At 64.0% G+C, this 16,204-nt stretch carries 14 protein-coding genes; 13 read left to right on the top strand and 1 reads right to left on the bottom strand.

Translation table 11 applies throughout. The annotated features are described in order from the left end of the window. Positions 1-20 precede the first annotated feature (20 nt). Entirely contained in the window at positions 21-1,775 is a 1,755-nt protein-coding gene (locus HNO52_RS13640; RefSeq protein ID WP_232090305.1) for a tetratricopeptide repeat protein, read from the bottom strand. Positions 1,776-2,008: 233 nt separating this feature from the next. Between HNO52_RS13640 and hemA the strand changes: the two genes are divergently transcribed. From hemA to HNO52_RS13575, 13 genes are all read left to right on the top strand, one after another. Beyond that, positions 2,009-3,274, top strand: coding sequence for a glutamyl-tRNA reductase (hemA, locus tag HNO52_RS13635; RefSeq protein ID WP_197565819.1), 1,266 nt, complete (start codon positions 2,009-2,011; stop codon positions 3,272-3,274). 11 nt (positions 3,275-3,285) lie between these two features. After that, positions 3,286-4,374 carry a peptide chain release factor 1 gene (gene prfA, locus HNO52_RS13630; RefSeq protein ID WP_197565818.1) on the top strand — a complete coding sequence of 363 codons (1,089 nt, stop codon included), beginning with the start codon at positions 3,286-3,288 and terminating at the stop codon, positions 4,372-4,374. Further along, positions 4,374-5,219, top strand: a complete 846-nt coding sequence (gene prmC / locus HNO52_RS13625; RefSeq protein WP_197565817.1) for a peptide chain release factor N(5)-glutamine methyltransferase — start codon at positions 4,374-4,376, stop codon at positions 5,217-5,219. Before prfA ends, prmC begins: the two co-directional genes overlap by 1 nt. A gap of 179 nt (positions 5,220-5,398) precedes the next feature. Further along, a complete protein-coding gene (locus HNO52_RS13620) occupies positions 5,399-5,899 on the top strand; it encodes an Lrp/AsnC ligand binding domain-containing protein (RefSeq protein WP_167111239.1) in 501 nt (166 codons plus the stop codon). Between the two features lie 5 nt (positions 5,900-5,904). Next, positions 5,905-6,654 (top strand): HesA/MoeB/ThiF family protein, encoded by a 750-nt coding sequence (locus tag HNO52_RS13615; RefSeq protein ID WP_197569233.1) that lies wholly within the window; start codon positions 5,905-5,907, stop codon positions 6,652-6,654. A 240-nt stretch (positions 6,655-6,894) separates the two neighbouring features. Beyond that, the gene (locus HNO52_RS13610) at positions 6,895-8,190 is read left to right on the top strand and encodes an NAD(P)/FAD-dependent oxidoreductase (protein WP_197565816.1); all 1,296 of its coding nucleotides are present in this window, start codon (positions 6,895-6,897) and stop codon (positions 8,188-8,190) included. Between the two features lie 39 nt (positions 8,191-8,229). Continuing rightward, the gene (locus HNO52_RS13605) at positions 8,230-9,576 is read left to right on the top strand and encodes a glutamine synthetase family protein (RefSeq protein ID WP_197565815.1); all 1,347 of its coding nucleotides are present in this window, start codon (positions 8,230-8,232) and stop codon (positions 9,574-9,576) included. 69 nt (positions 9,577-9,645) lie between these two features. Next, on the top strand, positions 9,646-10,749 hold the full coding sequence (locus HNO52_RS13600) for a polyamine ABC transporter substrate-binding protein (protein WP_197565814.1): 1,104 nt from the start codon (positions 9,646-9,648) through the stop codon (positions 10,747-10,749). Positions 10,750-10,926: 177 nt separating this feature from the next. Beyond that, positions 10,927-12,003, top strand: a complete 1,077-nt coding sequence (locus HNO52_RS13595) for an ABC transporter ATP-binding protein (RefSeq protein ID WP_442907179.1) — start codon at positions 10,927-10,929, stop codon at positions 12,001-12,003. 23 nt (positions 12,004-12,026) lie between these two features. Next, positions 12,027-12,935: an ABC transporter permease subunit gene (locus HNO52_RS13590; RefSeq protein ID WP_197565812.1), complete on the top strand. Its 909-nt coding sequence runs from the start codon at positions 12,027-12,029 to the stop codon at positions 12,933-12,935. A gap of 2 nt (positions 12,936-12,937) precedes the next feature. Then, positions 12,938-13,774 (top strand): ABC transporter permease subunit, encoded by an 837-nt coding sequence (locus tag HNO52_RS13585; protein WP_232090304.1) that lies wholly within the window; start codon positions 12,938-12,940, stop codon positions 13,772-13,774. 26 nt (positions 13,775-13,800) lie between these two features. Beyond that, on the top strand, positions 13,801-15,093 hold the full coding sequence (locus HNO52_RS13580; RefSeq protein WP_197565811.1) for an NAD(P)/FAD-dependent oxidoreductase: 1,293 nt from the start codon (positions 13,801-13,803) through the stop codon (positions 15,091-15,093). A 199-nt stretch (positions 15,094-15,292) separates the two neighbouring features. Then, positions 15,293-15,868: a glycine zipper 2TM domain-containing protein gene (locus tag HNO52_RS13575; RefSeq protein ID WP_197565810.1), complete on the top strand. Its 576-nt coding sequence runs from the start codon at positions 15,293-15,295 to the stop codon at positions 15,866-15,868. Positions 15,869-16,204: the final 336 nt, after the last annotated feature.

Below are 16,204 nucleotides of genomic sequence, written 5' to 3'. Positions count from 1 at the left end.
GTCTCGTTGACAGAGGGTGGTCAGGGTGCCAGTTCGGGAATGCGCTCGAGGAGATCGTCGATCATGGGATGCTCGTCGTGCTGGCGCAGGATGTGTGCCACGACGCGTCGGGCATCGTCATGTCGATCCAGCGTCCAGAGAACCTCGGCCAGATGAGCGGCGATCTCTTGGTCGGGCATGCTGGCATAAGCGCGCTCCAGCCAGGCCAGCGCGCGCTCCGGGTCGCCCATCCGATAGTAGACCCAGCCCAGGCTATCCATGATTGCCGGGCTGCCGGGTTCGAGTTCATGGGCGCGTTCGATGAGCTCGCGGGCCTCCTCCAGGCGCTCGGGGTCGTCGAGGTCCGCCAGCGTATAGCCCAGTGCGTTCAGGGCCGAGGCATTCTCCGGGTTGGCTTCGATGATGCGACCCAGGTCTCGCTCCATGGCTTCGAGGTTGCCATGCTCCCAGGCGCGCATGGCGCGCAGATAAAGTAGCGGTTCGTCATTGGGGGTGCGCGAGAGTTCGCGGTCGAGCAGGCTGTCGGCTTCGGCGCTCAGTCCGGCTTCGTCGAGCAGCTCCACCTCGAGGGCGACCAGATCGCTGAAATGCGATTCATGGCGCAGGCGCTCGATGCGCAAGAAGGCGCGAGCGTCTAGCAAGCGTTCGTCCTCGATCAGCATCTGGGCGGCCCGCAGGCGGGAGCGCAGGAAGTGGCTGCCTGGAGCCACCTGGCGGTAGTAGAGCAGGGCATTGTCGATTTCCCCTTCCTGTTCGGCAATAGTGCCCATCAGGTAGAAGGCCTCGGGAGGGGGTTCGTCGCTGCCGACCAGGGGCAGCAGCAGGCGTCGGGCGGCATCGAGATGGCCACCTTCCAGATAGAGGCGTGCCAGCGAGACGTGCAATTCGTGGTTGCCGACGTGCTCGTCCATCAGCGCCGCGGTGTGTTGCTCGGCGGCGGCGACGTTGCCCAGCATCAGCTCAGCCTGTGCCAACAGTAGTAAGAAGCGCGGATCGCCGGGGGAGACCTCGAGGCCGCGGCGAGCGGACTCACGGGCTTGGCGCGGGCTGTCGGCTTCCAAGGCCAGTTGGGCTCGCGTCAGCCACAGGGCGGGTAGCTCGGAGTGGTTACGCTCGAGCTGGTTCAGGCGCGTCTCGGCCTGCTGACGCTGTCCCGTGGCCGCCTCGAGGATCGCCATGGCCAGCACGGCATCGTGATAGTGAGGGTGGGTGCCAACCCCGGTACGGTCGAGATGTTCCCGCAGCCGCTCGCGCAGAGGCAATGGATCGACGCCTGACTCCAATGCAAGCTCGGCGAACAGTGCCAGTTCGGCATGCTGGCCCTGCTCGGCCAATGCCAGACGCCAATCTAGCGCCTGGGTCCAGTCGCCACGCTGCAGAGCCAAGCCGGCGAGCAGGCGTAGTGGCGCTTCTGCTGCGGGGGCGAGCTCCTGCCAGGTGCCAACGGCCTGCTCGAGCAGCAGGACGTCATTGCTGAAGCGGGCTGCCAGGGTGCCGCGCTCTGCCAGTGGCGCAGCGTTGTAGCGCTCGGCCATGGCCAGGTAGCCCAGTGTGGCGCGGCGATAGTCGCCGCGCTGTCCCGCAAACTCGGCTGTCAACAGCGTGGCCAACCCCTCCGCGTCAAGCCCGTGCTCGATGGGAGGTGCCGAGGCCATGGGGTCTTCTTGAGACTTGGCTGAAGGGATGGGGGCCAGGCCTTGGCAACCGCCCAGCAGAACGGTCAGGCCAAGCACTGCCAGTCCATGGCGTGAGGGGCGTATCAGCGTCGAGGGCATGCGTATCTCATCCGGTGTCCCGAGGTGCCAGCATACCGGCTAGCAGCCTAAGGGCAAAGGGATCGCTGCTTCGGCGATGCGGCTGGGTGAATGACCGCTGCCTTGTCGTGCGTCAATGGCAGGGGTCGTGGGCCTGGCGCCGAGCTCGGAAGGCTGTGATAGAATGCAGCGCCGCAGAGACGGTTTTTTCATTTACGGTGCCGCCGGCCGACATCACCGAAGACGCTTAACGCATGACGCTTCTTGCCCTTGGAATCAACCACAGGACGGCCACCGTCGCGGTGCGCGAACGGGTCGCCTTTACACCCGCGCAACTGGAGTCGGCGCTGGTCGAACTGCGTGGGCTGCCGGAGGTGCACGAAGCGGCGGTGCTCTCGACCTGCAATCGCACTGAGCTCTATTGCGTGACCGAGCCGAGCGGTGAGCGCATCATCCTCGACTGGCTGGGTCGTTTCCACGGGCTGGCGCTCGATGAGCTGACGCCCTGCGCCTATCACTATCTGGACAACGATGCCGCACGTCATCTAATGCGCGTTGCGGTGGGGCTGGACTCGATGGTGCTGGGTGAGCCGCAGATACTAGGCCAGCTCAAGGAGGCCTACCAGTCGGCACGCCAAGCGAGCGGGTTGGGCGGTGAGCTGGAGCTGCTGTTCCAGCATACGTTCGCGGTGGCCAAGCAGGTGCGTACACGCACCGGCATCGGTCAGAACCCGGTTTCGGTGGCTTACGCCGCCGTGAGCCTGGCCAGTCGAATCTTCGATGACTTCGGCCGCTCGCGGGCGCTGCTGATCGGCGCGGGGGAAACCATTGAGTTGGTGGCGCGGCACCTGCGCGAGGCCGGCGTGCGAAATATGATCGTGGCCAACCGCACGCGTGAGCGTGCCGAGGTGCTGGCCAGCGAATTCAATGCCGAGGCGATCTCGCTCAACGAGATTCCCGACGCCCTGGCCCGCGCGGACATCGTCATTTCCTCCACCGCCGCACCGCTCCCGATCTTGGGCAAGGGCATGGCCGAGCGGGCGCTGAAGAAACGCCGCCATCGGCCGATCTTCATGGTCGACATTGCCGTGCCGCGCGACATCGAGCCCGAGGTCGGCGACCTGGACGATATCTTTCTCTATACGGTCGACGACCTCAACGAGGTGATCCAGGAGAACCGACGCCATCGCCAGGCGGCCGCCGACCAGGCGGAATCGCTGATCGAACATGGCGTACATGTCTGGCTGCACGAACGGCGCATCCGCAGCAGTGGAGAGTTGATTCGCCGCTACCGCGACCAGGCGGCCGAATTGCGCGAGTATTCCGAGCGCCAGGCATTGGCAAGGCTGGCACGAGGCGAGGACCCCGAGGAGGTGCTTCGTCTGCTGGCCCACCAGCTCACCAATCGCCTGCTGCATCGGCCCACGGTGGCCCTGCGCGAGGCATCCGGGGGAGAGCGGCGCGATCTGCTCACCGCCGCCGAGGCCCTGCTGCTGGATTCCACATCAACGAAACCCTGACAGGACACGCCATGAAAGCGACCCTGCGCCAGCGTCTCGATGGCTTCGTCGAACGCTTCGAGGAGCTCGCCGCCCTGCTGGCGGAGCCCGAGGTGATCAGCGATCAGCCTCGCTTCCGCGACTACTCCCGTGAATATGCCGAGCTCGAACACCTGGTCGAGGCCTGGCGTGACTATCGGGCGATCGAAAACGAACTGGAGGATGCCGCTCAACTGGCCGATGACAGCGACGCCGAGATGCGCGAGCTGGTCCAGATGGAGCTGGAGGAGGGGCGGGAGCGTCTGGCGGAGCTGGAGGTGCGGCTCAAGCAGTTACTGGTGCCGCGCGACCCCGACGACGGCCGCAACGTCTTCCTCGAGATTCGCGCCGGCACCGGCGGCGATGAAGCGGCACTATTCGCCGGCGACCTGTTCCGCATGTACTCCCGCTATGCCGAGAAGCAGGGCTGGAAGGTCGAAGTGATCAGCGCCAGCCATGGCGAGCAGGGCGGTTACAAGGAGCTCATCTCACGGATAAAGGGCGACGGGGTCTATGCCCGGCTGAAATTCGAATCGGGCGCACACCGCGTGCAGCGGGTGCCAGCCACCGAATCCCAAGGGCGTATCCATACTTCCGCCTGTACCGTGGCGGTCATGCCGGAAGCCGATGCGGTGGGCGACGTCGACATCAATCCCGCCGATCTGCGGGTGGATACCTTTCGCTCCAGTGGCGCCGGTGGTCAGCACGTCAACACCACCGATTCGGCGATTCGCATCACTCACCTGCCCAGCGGCGTGGTAGTCGAGTGCCAGGAGGAGCGCAGCCAACACAAGAATCGGGCCAAGGCGATGTCGCTGCTGGCGGCCCGGCTCAAGCAGAGTGCCGTGGAGGGACGTCAGCGCGAGCAGGCCGATACGCGGCGCAGCCTGGTCGGCTCGGGGGATCGCAGCGAGCGTATCCGGACCTATAACTTCCCCCAGGGCCGGCTCACCGATCACCGCATCAATCTCACCCTCTACAAGCTCGGTGAGGTCATGGCCGGCGAGCTCGACGAGGTCCTCGATCCGTTGATTCACGAGCATCAGGCCGACCAGCTCGCGGCGCTGCAGCAGGAAGCCTGATGCGTCTCGATGCCTTGCTGGCGCGGGCGGCCGAGCGTTTGGCCCGGTCGGGTTCGGCCAGTCCGCGGCTCGATGCCGAGGTGCTGCTCGGCCATGTGCTGGGCGTCGATCGCACCTGGCTCTATACCTGGGGCGACAGAACGGTGCCAACGTACTCGTGGGCCCGCTTCGAGGCCCTGGTGGCTGCCCGCGCGGCGGGCCATCCCGTGGCCTACCTGACCGGCGAGCGGGAGTTCTGGGGGCTCGCCCTGGCTACCTCGCGGCATACCTTGATCCCTCGGCCCGATACCGAAACCCTGGTGGAAGTGCTGCTCGAGCTGGCGCATGAGGCGGCAGGCCGCCTGCTCGATCTGGGCAGCGGTACCGGCGCCATTGCGTTGGCCTTCGCCAGCGAGCGCCCCGGCTGGGAAGCGCTCGGCATCGACCGGGTAGCCGAGGCGGTGACGCTGGCCGAGTCCAATGCGCGTCGGCTGGGCATCGCCAACGCGAGCTTTTCGTTGAGCGACTGGTTTGCCGCCTTGGCCGACGAGCGCTTCACCCTGATCGCGGCCAATCCGCCCTACATCGATGCGCAGGACCCGCACCTGGCGATGGGTGACGTACGTTTCGAGCCCAGCAGCGCACTGGTCGCGGCGGAGGCCGGGATGGCAGATCTGCGTCACCTCGTCGAGGGGAGCATGGCCCATCTGCTGCCGGGAGGCTGGCTTGCCCTGGAGCACGGCCACGACCAGGCGGCTGCCGTACGCAGTCTGCTGGAGGACAGCGGTTATACCTCAGTGGCCAGTCGGCGCGACCTCGGGGGGCGGGAGCGGGTCACCTTTGGCCAGTGTCCTCGGCAGCGTTGAGTCAGGCGTATTGGAGGGAAGTGGTCGCTGTGGTACATCTGTTCAGGAAATAATTCCAAATGTCGGCATGTTTGTGCGACCGAACACCAGCACCGCGCCTGATTCCCGCGCTTTTTCAGGTCGATCTGCTGTCATGGCGACGCTTCACTCACTCTGACTCGGCTTCCCACGACACGATAATGAAAACCAAGACCCGCTCGCTCGACCGTATCGATCTCAAGATCCTGCGCTGCCTGCAGGACAATGCCCGTATCTCCTACGTCGACCTGGCCGCTCAGGTCGGACTTTCCACCACGCCGTGCCTGGAGCGCGTCAAGCGCCTCGAGAAGTCCGGCGTCATTCGCGGCTACAAGGCGATTCTCAACCCGCGCGCGCTCAAGGCCAACCTGCTGGTGTTCGTCGAGATCAGCCTCGAGACGCAATCGCCGGCTGTGTTCGACGAGTTTCGGCGTGCCGTGTCTCGCCTGCCGCAGATTCAGGAGTGCCACCTGGTCTCGGGGCAGTTCGACTACATTCTCAAGTGCCGGATTCCCGAGATGTCCGCCTACCGTCAGCTGCTCGGCGACGTGGTGCTGACCCTTCCCGGCGTCAAGGAGTCGAAGAGCTACGTGGTGATGGAGGAGGTCAAGGAGGAGTTCTCGCTCTACGTACCCGATATCGAGGAGCTCGAGGACAAGTAATGGCAATGAACGACGAGGCGCTGTTGCGTTACAGCCGGCAGATCATGCTCGAGGCGATCGATATAGAAGGCCAAGAGCGCCTGCTGGCCTCGCGTGCGCTGGTGGTGGGCGCCGGTGGGTTGGGTTCGCCGGTGGCGCTCTACCTGGCTGCAGCCGGGGTGGGCCACCTGATCCTGGCCGACGCCGATGAGGTGGAGCTCTCCAATCTTCAGCGCCAGATCGCCCATGGTATGGCCGACCTGGGGCGCAACAAGGCGGAGTCCGCCCGCCAGGCGGCGCTGGCGCTGAATCCGGGCTGTGACGTCCAGGTCATGCAAGTGCATCTGGACGACGAGAAGCTGAATCGGGTGGTCTCCGGCGTCGATCTGGTGCTCGATTGCACCGACCGTTTCTCCAGCCGCTATGCCATCAATGCCGCCTGCCAGCGTGTCGGGGTGCCGCTGGTCTCGGGGGCGGCGATCCGCTTCTCGGGTCAGTTGGCGGTGTTCGACCCCCGCGATTCCTCCTCGCCCTGCTACGCCTGCCTGTATCCGCCCGGAGAGGGCGGTGACGAGGAGTTGCGCTGCGCCGAGAGCGGCGTGGTAGCCCCCTTGGTGGGGCTCATCGGCTGCTTCCAGGCGCTGGAGGCGGTCAAGCTGCTCAGCGGAGCCGGCACGCCGCACCATGGCCTCTCGACCTTCGATGGACTGAGCGGACAGTGGCGTCACTTTCAGGTGCCGCGCGATCCTGCCTGCCCTGTGTGTGCCGTGCGCTGAGTAAGCTTATGATGGTTATTATTTAACATGAAAAACATTGGGGGACAGCTGAAGAGCTTTTTGTTGGGCCTGGGTTTTTTCGTAAACACTTCTTTTAAGTATATTTTTTTGCTGTCTTTGTGGTGTGGCCCATGAGGCTGCCCGTCGCTTTCGTTATTGGATACTTGACATTCCCTGCCGGTATGATGCCAGACTGAACAACATTCAATGAGCTGGTTTACCGCTTCAGGAATATGCAGCATGGCCACTGCCGCCCAGATCGACCAACCCGCATCCTACTACCGCGATTCGATCACGGTGCATCTCGAGCAGGCATGCCCCTCGCTTGTCGGGCATCGACGTGTCGACGTGTGCATCATCGGCGGTGGGATCACCGGCTGTTCCACGGCGCTGCACCTGGCACAGCGCGGCTACTCGGTGACACTGCTCGAAGCCCACGAGATCGGGTTTGGCGCTTCCGGACGCAGCGGTGGCCAGATCCTGCCCGGCCTGGGGACCGATATTGCCACCGTGGAGCAGGCCCTCGGCCGCGAGCGTGCGCGTGAGGTCTGGGAGCTGAGCCGCGAGGCGGTACGCTTGACTACCGAACTCATCGAGCGGCATGCGATTCCCTGCGACCTCGCCTGGGGCTACCTGCATGCCGCAGTGAAGCCGCGCCACGCACGCGAGCTCAAGCAGATGCAGGAGCGCCTGGCTCGCGACTACGGTTACGAGGCGCTCACCTGGCTCGAAGGTGAGGCGCTGCGTGAACGGGTGGCGACCTCGGAATACCCCGGGGCACTTCACGAGAGTGAAGGCGGCCACTTGCATCCGCTCAACTATACCCTGGGGCTGGCACGGGCGGCCCAGCAGGCTGGAGTGACGATTCACGAACATAGCGCGGCCCTGACCGTTCGCCGTGGCCAGCCTGCCACTGTGGTAACCGCGCAGGGCGAGGTCACGGCCGATTTTGTGGTGGTGGGCGCCAATGCCTATCTGGGGCGGCTGTTGCCGGAACTCGAAGGCCGCGTCATGCGCGCAGCCAACTATATCGTCGCCACCGAGCCGTTGGGAGAAGAGCGCGCCTCCCAGGTGCTGCCGCGTAACGATGCCCTTTCCGATGCCAACTTCGTCCTCGACTACTACCGCCTCTCGGCCGACAGGCGGCTGATCTACGGCGGTGAAGTCAGCTACGATGGTCGCGAACCGCGCGGCTTGCAGCAACGCATGGACGCCAAGATCGCGCGTCTGTTCCCGGCACTCGAAGGCGTGCGCATCGACTATCGCTGGGGCGGCGACGTGGCGATCACGCTCAATCGCGCGCCGGATTTCGGCCGCCTTGGCAGCAATGTCTATTATGCCCAAGGCTACTCGGGGCACGGCATGGCGCTGGCCGGGCTGGCCGGAAAGCTGGTCGGCGAGACCATTGCCGGGCAGAGCGAGCGTTTCGATGTCTTTGCCGCCATGCCCCATCGCCGTTTTCCGGGCGGAGAGCGCCTGCGCACGCCGCTGCTGGTACTCGCCACCGCCTTCTACAAGTTGCGCGACCGACTATAACGAACGTGACGCCCGGGACGGGCCACAATGAGGTTCCCCATGAAAGACCTGGAAAGCTGGCTGAAGGAGCGACGCATCACCGAGGTGGAGTGCCTGGTCAGCGACATTACCGGCATCGCTCGGGGCAAGATCACGCCGGTTTCGAAGTTCATGGCCGAGAAGGGCATGCGCCTTCCCGAAAGCGTACTGCTGCAGACCGTGACCGGCGACTATGTCGAGGACGAGCTCTACTACTCGCTGCTCGACCCAGCCGATATCGACATGCTCTGTCGACCCGACATCTCTGCCGTTTATCCGGTGCCATGGGCGCTCGAGCCCACCGCCCAGGTAATCCACGACTGCTATGACAAGATGGGCAATCCCATCGAACTCTCGAGCCGCAACCAGTTGAAGCGAGTGCTGGCGCTCTATGCCGAACAGGGTTGGAAGCCCGTGGTGGCGCCGGAAATGGAGTTCTACCTGACCAAGCGCTGCGAGGATCCCGACCTTCCACTGCTGCCGCCCATCGGCCGTAGCGGGCGCCAGGAAACCGGGCGTCAGTCGTTCTCGATCGATGCGGCCAACGAATTCGATCCCCTCTTCGAGGACATGTACGACTGGTGCGAGGTCCAAGGGCTGGATATCGACACCCTGATTCACGAGGAGGGGACCGCCCAGATGGAGATCAACTTCCGTCACGGCGACCCGCTGATGCTGGCCGATCAGGTGTTCCTGTTCAAGCGCACCCTGCGCGAAGCGGCGCTGAAGCATGATGTGGTGGCCACCTTCATGGCCAAGCCGATCACCAACGAACCCGGCAGCGCCATGCACATCCACCAGAGTGTGTTGGATGCGACGACCGGGAAGAGCATATTCGCCAACGAGGATGGCTCCATGAGCCAGCTGTTCCTCCATCATATCGGCGGCATGCAACGCTTCATTCCCGAGGCGTTGCCGCTGATGGCGCCCAACGTCAACTCCTTCCGCCGCTTCCTGCCTGACACCTCGGCACCGGTCAACGTCGAGTGGGGTGAGGAGAACCGTACCTGTGGCCTGCGCGTACCCGATTCCACGCCTCAGAACCGACGTATCGAGAATCGCCTGCCCGGCGCCGACGCCAATGCCTATCTCGCCATCGCTGCCAGCCTGCTGTGCGGCTACCTCGGCATGATGCAAAAGCTCAACCCTTCTGCCCCGGTGCAGGGCCGGGCGTTCGAGCGTCGTAACCTGCGCTTGCCGTTCACGCTGGAGCAGGCACTGGAGCGCATGGAGCATTGCGCCGAGCTGGAACGCTACATGGGGCATCGTTTCGTCACCGGCTACGTGGCGGTCAAGCGGGTGGAGAACGAGAACTTCAAGAAGGTCATCAGCTCATGGGAGAGGGAGTTCCTGCTGTTGAGCGTCTAGTGGGAAGAGAAGTGCCTGGCCGGGGTCATGGCCGGACTTACGACAACAATGCAAACAAGAGGTGTCATCATGTCACGTCAACGCAAGCTGACTCTAGCCGTCGCCCTGGGTTCCTTGGCCATGGTCGCCAGCGCCGCCCAGGCCAATGAAGTGCGGGTCTACAACTGGTCGGACTACATCGCGCCGGACACCTTGGAGAAGTTCACTGAGGCCACCGGTATCGAGGTGATCTACGACGTCTACGACAGCAACGAGGTACTCGACGCGGCGATGCTCTCGGGCCGCTCAGGCTACGATGTGGTGGTGCCCTCCAACTACTACCTGACCCGCCAGGTCAGCGCCGGGGTCTACCAGGAGTTGGATCACGAAAAGATCCCAAACATGAAGAACCTCAACCCCGAACTGATGGAGCAGCTGGAGTCGATCGATCCGGGCAGCCAGTACTCGATTCCCTACATGTGGGGCACCAACGGGATCGGCTACAACGTCGAACGCGTCACCGAGATCCTCGGCGAGGATGCGCCGCTCGACTCCTGGGCACTGATCTTCGATCCCGAGGTTACCACCGCATTGAAGGAGGGCGGCTGTGGCATCGCCATGCTCGATACCGGCGACGACATGCTCTCCGCCGGCATGGCTTACCTGGGGCTCTCGCCGCTCTCCAGTGAGTCCGCCGATATCGAGGCAGCTGGGGATCTGATTGCTGCGGTGCGCGACAACATCACCTACTTCCACTCGTCGCGCTACATCTCGGACCTCGCCAACGGGGACATCTGCGTGGCGGCGGGTTACTCCGGCGACATCTTCCAGGCCGCCTACCGCGCCGAGGAGGCCGGGCGGGATTTCACCATCGCCTACACCATTCCCAAGGAAGGCGCGGCGCTGTGGTTCGACATGATGGCGATTCCCGCCGATGCGCCCAATCCCGATAACGCCCACGCCTTCATCAACTTCATTCTCGAGCCCGAGATCGCCGCAGCCATCACCGAGTACGTGGTCTACGCCAACCCCAACATCGCCGCCAACGAGTTCCTCGACCCCGAGATCCTCAACGACACCTCTATCTATCCCGATGAGGAGGTGATGGATAACCTGTACGTACAAGAAGAAAAGCCTTTGGCAGTGCAGCGAGTGCGCACGCGCACCTGGAACCGGGTGAAGTCCGGCATTTGATCTCCGTGCCGGCCCTGCTGGGCCGGCAAAGCTGACCAACGCTTGCTTGCCACAGGAGATGCTGTGATGCCGCAAACCCGGATTCAAGCCTCGGAACCTGCGCGACGAACCGTCGAAAGCGCTGTGCATGCCTATGAGGCGCCCGGCAAGCCACGCCAGGCCCGCGGTGAGGAACTGATGGAGATTCGCCGCGTCAGCAAGCGCTTCGACGGCGTCTTGGCGGTGGATGACGTCAGCCTGTCGATTCGTCGCGGCGAGATCTTCGCCCTGCTGGGCGGCTCCGGCTCGGGAAAGTCGACGCTGCTGCGTATCTTGGCCGGCTTCGAGAAGCCCAGCGAAGGGCAGGTCGTGCTCGACGGCGAGGACATCACCGCCATGCCACCCTATGAGCGTCCAATCAACATGATGTTCCAGTCCTATGCGCTGTTTCCGCACATGACGGTGGCACAGAACATCGCCTTCGGTCTCAAGCAGGACAAGCTGCCGCGACGCGAGATCGACGAGCGCGTGGACGAGATGCTCAAGCTGGTCCACATGGAGGCATTCGCCCGGCGCAAGCCGCACCAGCTCTCGGGCGGCCAACGACAGCGCGTGGCACTGGCGCGTTCGCTGGCCAAGCGACCCAAGCTACTGCTGCTCGATGAGCCGATGGGGGCGCTGGACAAGAAGCTGCGTACCGAGATGCAACTCGAGGTGGTGCAGATCCTGGAGCGCGTAGGTGTGACCTGCATCATGGTCACCCACGATCAGGAGGAGGCCATGACCATGGCCGACCGCGTGGCGATCATGGCCGACGGCTGGATCACCCAGGTGGGTACGCCGATGGATGTCTACGAGAGCCCGGCCAATCGCATGGTGGCGGAGTTCGTCGGCACCGTGAACCTGTTCGAGGGCGAAATCGTCGCCGACGAAGCCGATCACTGTGTGATCGACAGCCCGGCGCTGGGTCGCTCGATCCGCATCGACCATGGCGTCAGTACCCAGGCCAACGAACGCCGCGTCTGGGTCGCCGTGCGCCCGGAAAAGACCTGGCTGACCCGCGAGCGGCCAACGGGCGAAGACAACTGGGCGGCGGGCACCATCGAGGATATCGCCTACCTCGGCGGCTTTTCGGTCTACTACGTGCGCATCGAGAGCGGCCAATTGGTCAAGGCCAGTATGGCCAATATCGAGCGGCGCGGTGACAGGCCGCACTGGGACGAGCCGGTTTTCGTCCACTGGGACGCGCACAGCGCGGTCGTCTTGCACGACTGAGCGAATGACTCCGGGAGATCTGCATGACTAACCTCACCGTTCGCCTGCGGCGGCTGCTCAAGCCTGGCCGTGGCTGGGTCATTGCCGCGCCGCTACTGTGGCTGACTCTGTTCTTTCTGCTGCCGTTCGGCATCGTACTCAAGATCAGTCTTTCAGAGGCGGCCATCTCGATACCCCCCTATGGGGCTATCTTCGACTACGCCAACCAGACGCTGAACGTCGTCGTCACCTTCGGCAACTACCTGTTCCTTGCCACCGACCAGCTCTACGTCCTTGCCTACTGGGGCTCGGTGAAGATCGCCCTGCTGGCTACCGTACTTTGCCTCGCGCTCGGCTATCCCATGGCCTACGCCATGGCCCGCGCTCCGGCTCGCTGGCAATTGGTGCTGCTGCTGCTGGTGATGTTGCCGTCGTGGACCTCGTTTTTGATCCGTGTCTACGCCTGGATGGGTATCCTCAGCAACAACGGGCTGGTCAACAATCTGTTGCTTTGGTCGGGGCTGATCGATTCGCCCATTCGCATGCTCAACACCAACTTTGCCGTCATCCTCGGCATCGTCTATGCCTACCTGCCATTCATGGTGCTGCCGCTCTATGCCAACCTGACCCGGCTCGACGGCTCGCTGCTGGAGGCGGCGTCGGATCTCGGTTCGCGCAAGCTCAACACCTTTCTCAAGGTGACCTTGCCGCTCTCCAAGGGCGGCATCATCGCCGGCTCGATGCTGGTCTTCATCCCGGCAGTGGGAGAGTACGTGATTCCCGAGCTGCTCGGCGGTCCCAATACGGTGATGATCGGCAAGGTTCTGTGGGAGGAGTTCTTCCACAACCGCGACTGGCCAGTGGCCTCGGCGCTGGCAATGGTGATGCTGGCGATCCTGATCGTTCCCATCGCCCTGTTCCATCGCTACCAGTCGCGCGAGCTGGAGGAGTGACCATGCGCAAGCCATCATTCACCACGCTGATGCTGGTCGCTGGACTGGTATTTCTCTACCTGCCGATGCTCATCCTGGTGATCTACTCGTTCAATTCGTCGCGGCTGGTCACCGTGTGGGCAGGCTTCTCGGCGCACTGGTACGTGGAGCTGTTCCGCGACGAGCAGATTCTCTCGGCCATCTGGACCAGCCTGCGTATCGCTTTCTTCTCGGCCTCCATGGCGGTGTGTCTGGGCACGCTGGCTGCCTTCGTGATGGTGCGTTTCGCTCGCTTCCGCGGCAAGACCGCACTCTCCAGCATGATCACCGCGCCTCTGGTGATGCCCGAGGTAATCACCGGCCTGTCGCTGCTACTGCTGTTCGTGCACATGGCACAGCTGACCGGTTGGCCGGCGGATCGTGGCATGGTGACCATCTGGATCGCCCATACTACCTTCTGTAGTGCCTACGTGGCGGTGGTCGTGGCTTCGCGTCTGCGTGAGGTAGACATGTCGATCGAGGAGGCCGCCATGGACCTCGGTGCCAGGCCGGTCCGCACCTTCTTCCAGATCACCCTGCCGGTGATGGCGCCGGCCCTGGCAGCAGGCTGGCTGCTGGCCTTCACTCTGTCGCTCGACGACCTGGTGATCGCCAGCTTCGTTTCCGGCCCGGGGGCGACCACGCTGCCCATGGTGGTGTTCTCCTCGGTGCGCCTCGGCGTGTCGCCCAAGATCAATGCCCTGGCCACGCTGATCATCCTGGCGGTATCGCTCGCCACCTTCATTGCATGGTATCTGATGCGGCGCAGCGAGGCGCGGCGGCGCCAGGCGGTGTTGCAGGATATGACGGCTAGTAGGTAAATCTATTACTCAAGTGAGGTGACATTATGTCGACCCGTGCTGCCACCGAGCATGTGGCGTCCTACTATGCCGCGACGGCCAACCCGGCACCCGAGCGTCCCGCCCTCGAGGGTGACGTCGAGTGCGACGTGTGCGTGATCGGAGCGGGCTTTACCGGCATCTCGTCGGCGCTGCATCTCGCCGAACAGGGGGTCGAGGTAGTCGTGCTGGAAGCCGCACGGGTGGGGTTCGGTGCCTCGGGGCGCAACGGCGGCCAGATCGTCAACAGCTACAGTCGCGACATGGACGTGATCGAATCCAGGTATGGGGCCGAGACCGCTCGGGCGCTCGGCGACATGGCCTTCGAGGGCAACCGCATCATACGTCAGCGCATCGAGACATACGGTATCGCCTGCAACCTGAAGGAGGGCAATCTCTTTGCCGCCTGCAACCGCAAGCAGTTCGAGGGGCTGCGCGAGCACAAAGCGCTATGGGAGCGCTATGGCAACCGTCAGCTAGAACTGCTGGAGGGCGAGACGTACAAGCGCGAAGTGGGAAGCGAGCGCTACGTCGGCGCGCTGGTGGATCACTCCGGTGGTCATCTGCATCCGCTCAACCTGGTGCTCGGAGAAGCCGCAGCCTGCGAGTCGCTGGGCGGTATCATCCATGAGCACACGCCGGTGCTCGAGGTGCGTCATGGCGATGCCGTCACGCTGCGCACGCCGCGTGGCAGCGTACGCGCTCGACGCGTGGTAATGGCCGGCAATGCCTACCTGCAAGGAGTGCTGCCGGAACTTGAGGGCAAGTCGATGCCATGCGGCACGCAGGTCATTACTACCGAGCCATTGCCCGATGAGCTGCGTCGTAAGCTGATTCCCCACGACATGGCAGTGGAGGACTGCAACTATCTACTCGATTACTATCGCTTCACCGACGATGGACGCCTGCTCTACGGCGGCGGGGTCAACTACGGCGGCCAGGATCCCTCGGACATCGCCGCGGTGATCCGCCCCAAGATGCTCAAGACCTTTCCGCAGTTGGCCGAGGTACGCATCGACCACGCCTGGAGCGGCAATTTCCTGATGACGCTCAATCGCCTGCCGCAGTTCGGCCGCCTCAACGACAACGTCTACTACGCCCAAGGCTACTCGGGGCATGGCGTGACCTGCTCGCACCTGGCAGGGCGGCTTGTCGCCGAGGTTATGCGCGGCGAGAGCGAGCGCTTCGATGCCTTCGCCGGCCTGCCGCATCTGCCGTTCCCCGGCGGAAGGCTGCTGCGAGTGCCATTCTCGGCTTTGGGGGCCTGGTACTACGCGACGCGGGATCGGCTCGGTTTGTGAAGTGTCGCCGGCGGCGGACACCGGGTCAGAAAATGTGGAAGCCGCTTTGCTGCGCTTAACGGGGGCCAACCTCAGCGTATACTGAAATTCTCTATCGGGTGGCACGGAACCGCTGCTCGTCACGTCTCTTCTCTTGCACATCGTATCGAGCCGAGTCCTATAAGCCCGGGGCGGCATATCGCCCTGCTGGAGGAGTGACATGAACAAGTCGATCGTGATCGGAACCACGCTGAGCGTGCTGGGTCTTGGCGGCCTGGGCTTCGGCGCCTGGCAGGTGCAGCAGGTGTCGAGCGAGAGTGGGCCGCAGTTCGCCGAGGTCGTCGCGGTGCAGCCGGTGACCCGGAGCGTCGAGACGCCGCGTGAAGTGTGCGAAGACGTGGTAGTGCATCAGCAGGCCCAGGCGCCCAGCCGCGATCCGCATCGCATTGCCGGCACCGCGGCGGGGGCCGTGGTGGGTGGCCTGCTCGGCAATCAGGTCGGGGGAGGCAGCGGCAAGACGCTGGCCACCGTGGCAGGCGTGGTCGGTGGTGGCTTTGCCGGGCGCGAGATTCAGGGGCGCATCGAGGCCAACCAGACTCAGACCTACGCCACCACGCAACGCCAGTGCCATACGGTCACGGACAGCTCGGTAGAGACCGTCGGCTATGACGTGACCTGGCGTCGCGGCGAAACGACCCAGGTTTCCCGTCTGGATCACCAGCCCCAGGGCAACCGCGTGCTGCTCGAGGAGGGCCAGCCGCGCTGGGACCTGCCGCTGGCCAGCACCGAGGGCTGACGTTCATCCCCGTGGCCGTCGCCCCGTCCCCGGTCGGGGCGACGGCATTGCATCATACGTTGCGTAGATACCAGGCGTATTCCACCTGGCTCACCATCTGCACCGTGATCGACACCCGTCAGGAGACCGAGGCTATGAGGTCACCTGGCGAGACGGTGGAGACCAGTCGCCAGGACAACCCGCCCCAGGGCGACCGGTCCTGCTCGAGGAGGGGCAGCCGCAGTGGAATGCCGTCTCCTCGCAAGGTGGCTGAGCGAGGTCCATCTCGTCATGAAAGACAGCGCCCCGGCCTGTGATGGCCGGGGCGCTGTCTTTGTCGGGGGCAAGTCGCCCCAG

Source organism: Halomonas sp. MCCC 1A13316, from assembly GCF_014931605.1.
Classification (GTDB): domain Bacteria; phylum Pseudomonadota; class Gammaproteobacteria; order Pseudomonadales; family Halomonadaceae; genus Halomonas.
This window is presented reverse-complemented; position numbering and strand designations above follow the sequence as displayed.

Bases quoted from the DNA above. Each gene is read 5' to 3' on its own strand.
- HNO52_RS13575 (WP_197565810.1), top strand. From the start codon at position 15,293: ATGAACAAGTCGATCGTGATCGGAACCACGCTGAGCGTGCTGGGTCTT.
- HNO52_RS13615 (WP_197569233.1), top strand. From the start codon at position 5,905: ATGAACGACGAGGCGCTGTTGCGTTACAGCCGGCAGATCATGCTCGAG.
- prmC (WP_197565817.1), top strand. From the start codon at position 4,374: ATGCGTCTCGATGCCTTGCTGGCGCGGGCGGCCGAGCGTTTGGCCCGG.
- HNO52_RS13585 (WP_232090304.1), top strand. From the start codon at position 12,938: ATGCGCAAGCCATCATTCACCACGCTGATGCTGGTCGCTGGACTGGTA.
- HNO52_RS13580 (WP_197565811.1), top strand. From the start codon at position 13,801: ATGTCGACCCGTGCTGCCACCGAGCATGTGGCGTCCTACTATGCCGCG.
- HNO52_RS13595 (WP_442907179.1), top strand. From the start codon at position 10,927: ATGGAGATTCGCCGCGTCAGCAAGCGCTTCGACGGCGTCTTGGCGGTG.
- prfA (WP_197565818.1), top strand. From the start codon at position 3,286: ATGAAAGCGACCCTGCGCCAGCGTCTCGATGGCTTCGTCGAACGCTTC.
- HNO52_RS13600 (WP_197565814.1), top strand. From the start codon at position 9,646: ATGTCACGTCAACGCAAGCTGACTCTAGCCGTCGCCCTGGGTTCCTTG.
- HNO52_RS13640 (WP_232090305.1), bottom strand. From the start codon at position 1,775: ATGCCCTCGACGCTGATACGCCCCTCACGCCATGGACTGGCAGTGCTT.
- HNO52_RS13605 (WP_197565815.1), top strand. From the start codon at position 8,230: ATGAAAGACCTGGAAAGCTGGCTGAAGGAGCGACGCATCACCGAGGTG.
- HNO52_RS13620 (WP_167111239.1), top strand. From the start codon at position 5,399: ATGAAAACCAAGACCCGCTCGCTCGACCGTATCGATCTCAAGATCCTG.
- HNO52_RS13610 (WP_197565816.1), top strand. From the start codon at position 6,895: ATGGCCACTGCCGCCCAGATCGACCAACCCGCATCCTACTACCGCGAT.
- hemA (WP_197565819.1), top strand. From the start codon at position 2,009: ATGACGCTTCTTGCCCTTGGAATCAACCACAGGACGGCCACCGTCGCG.
- HNO52_RS13590 (WP_197565812.1), top strand. From the start codon at position 12,027: ATGACTAACCTCACCGTTCGCCTGCGGCGGCTGCTCAAGCCTGGCCGT.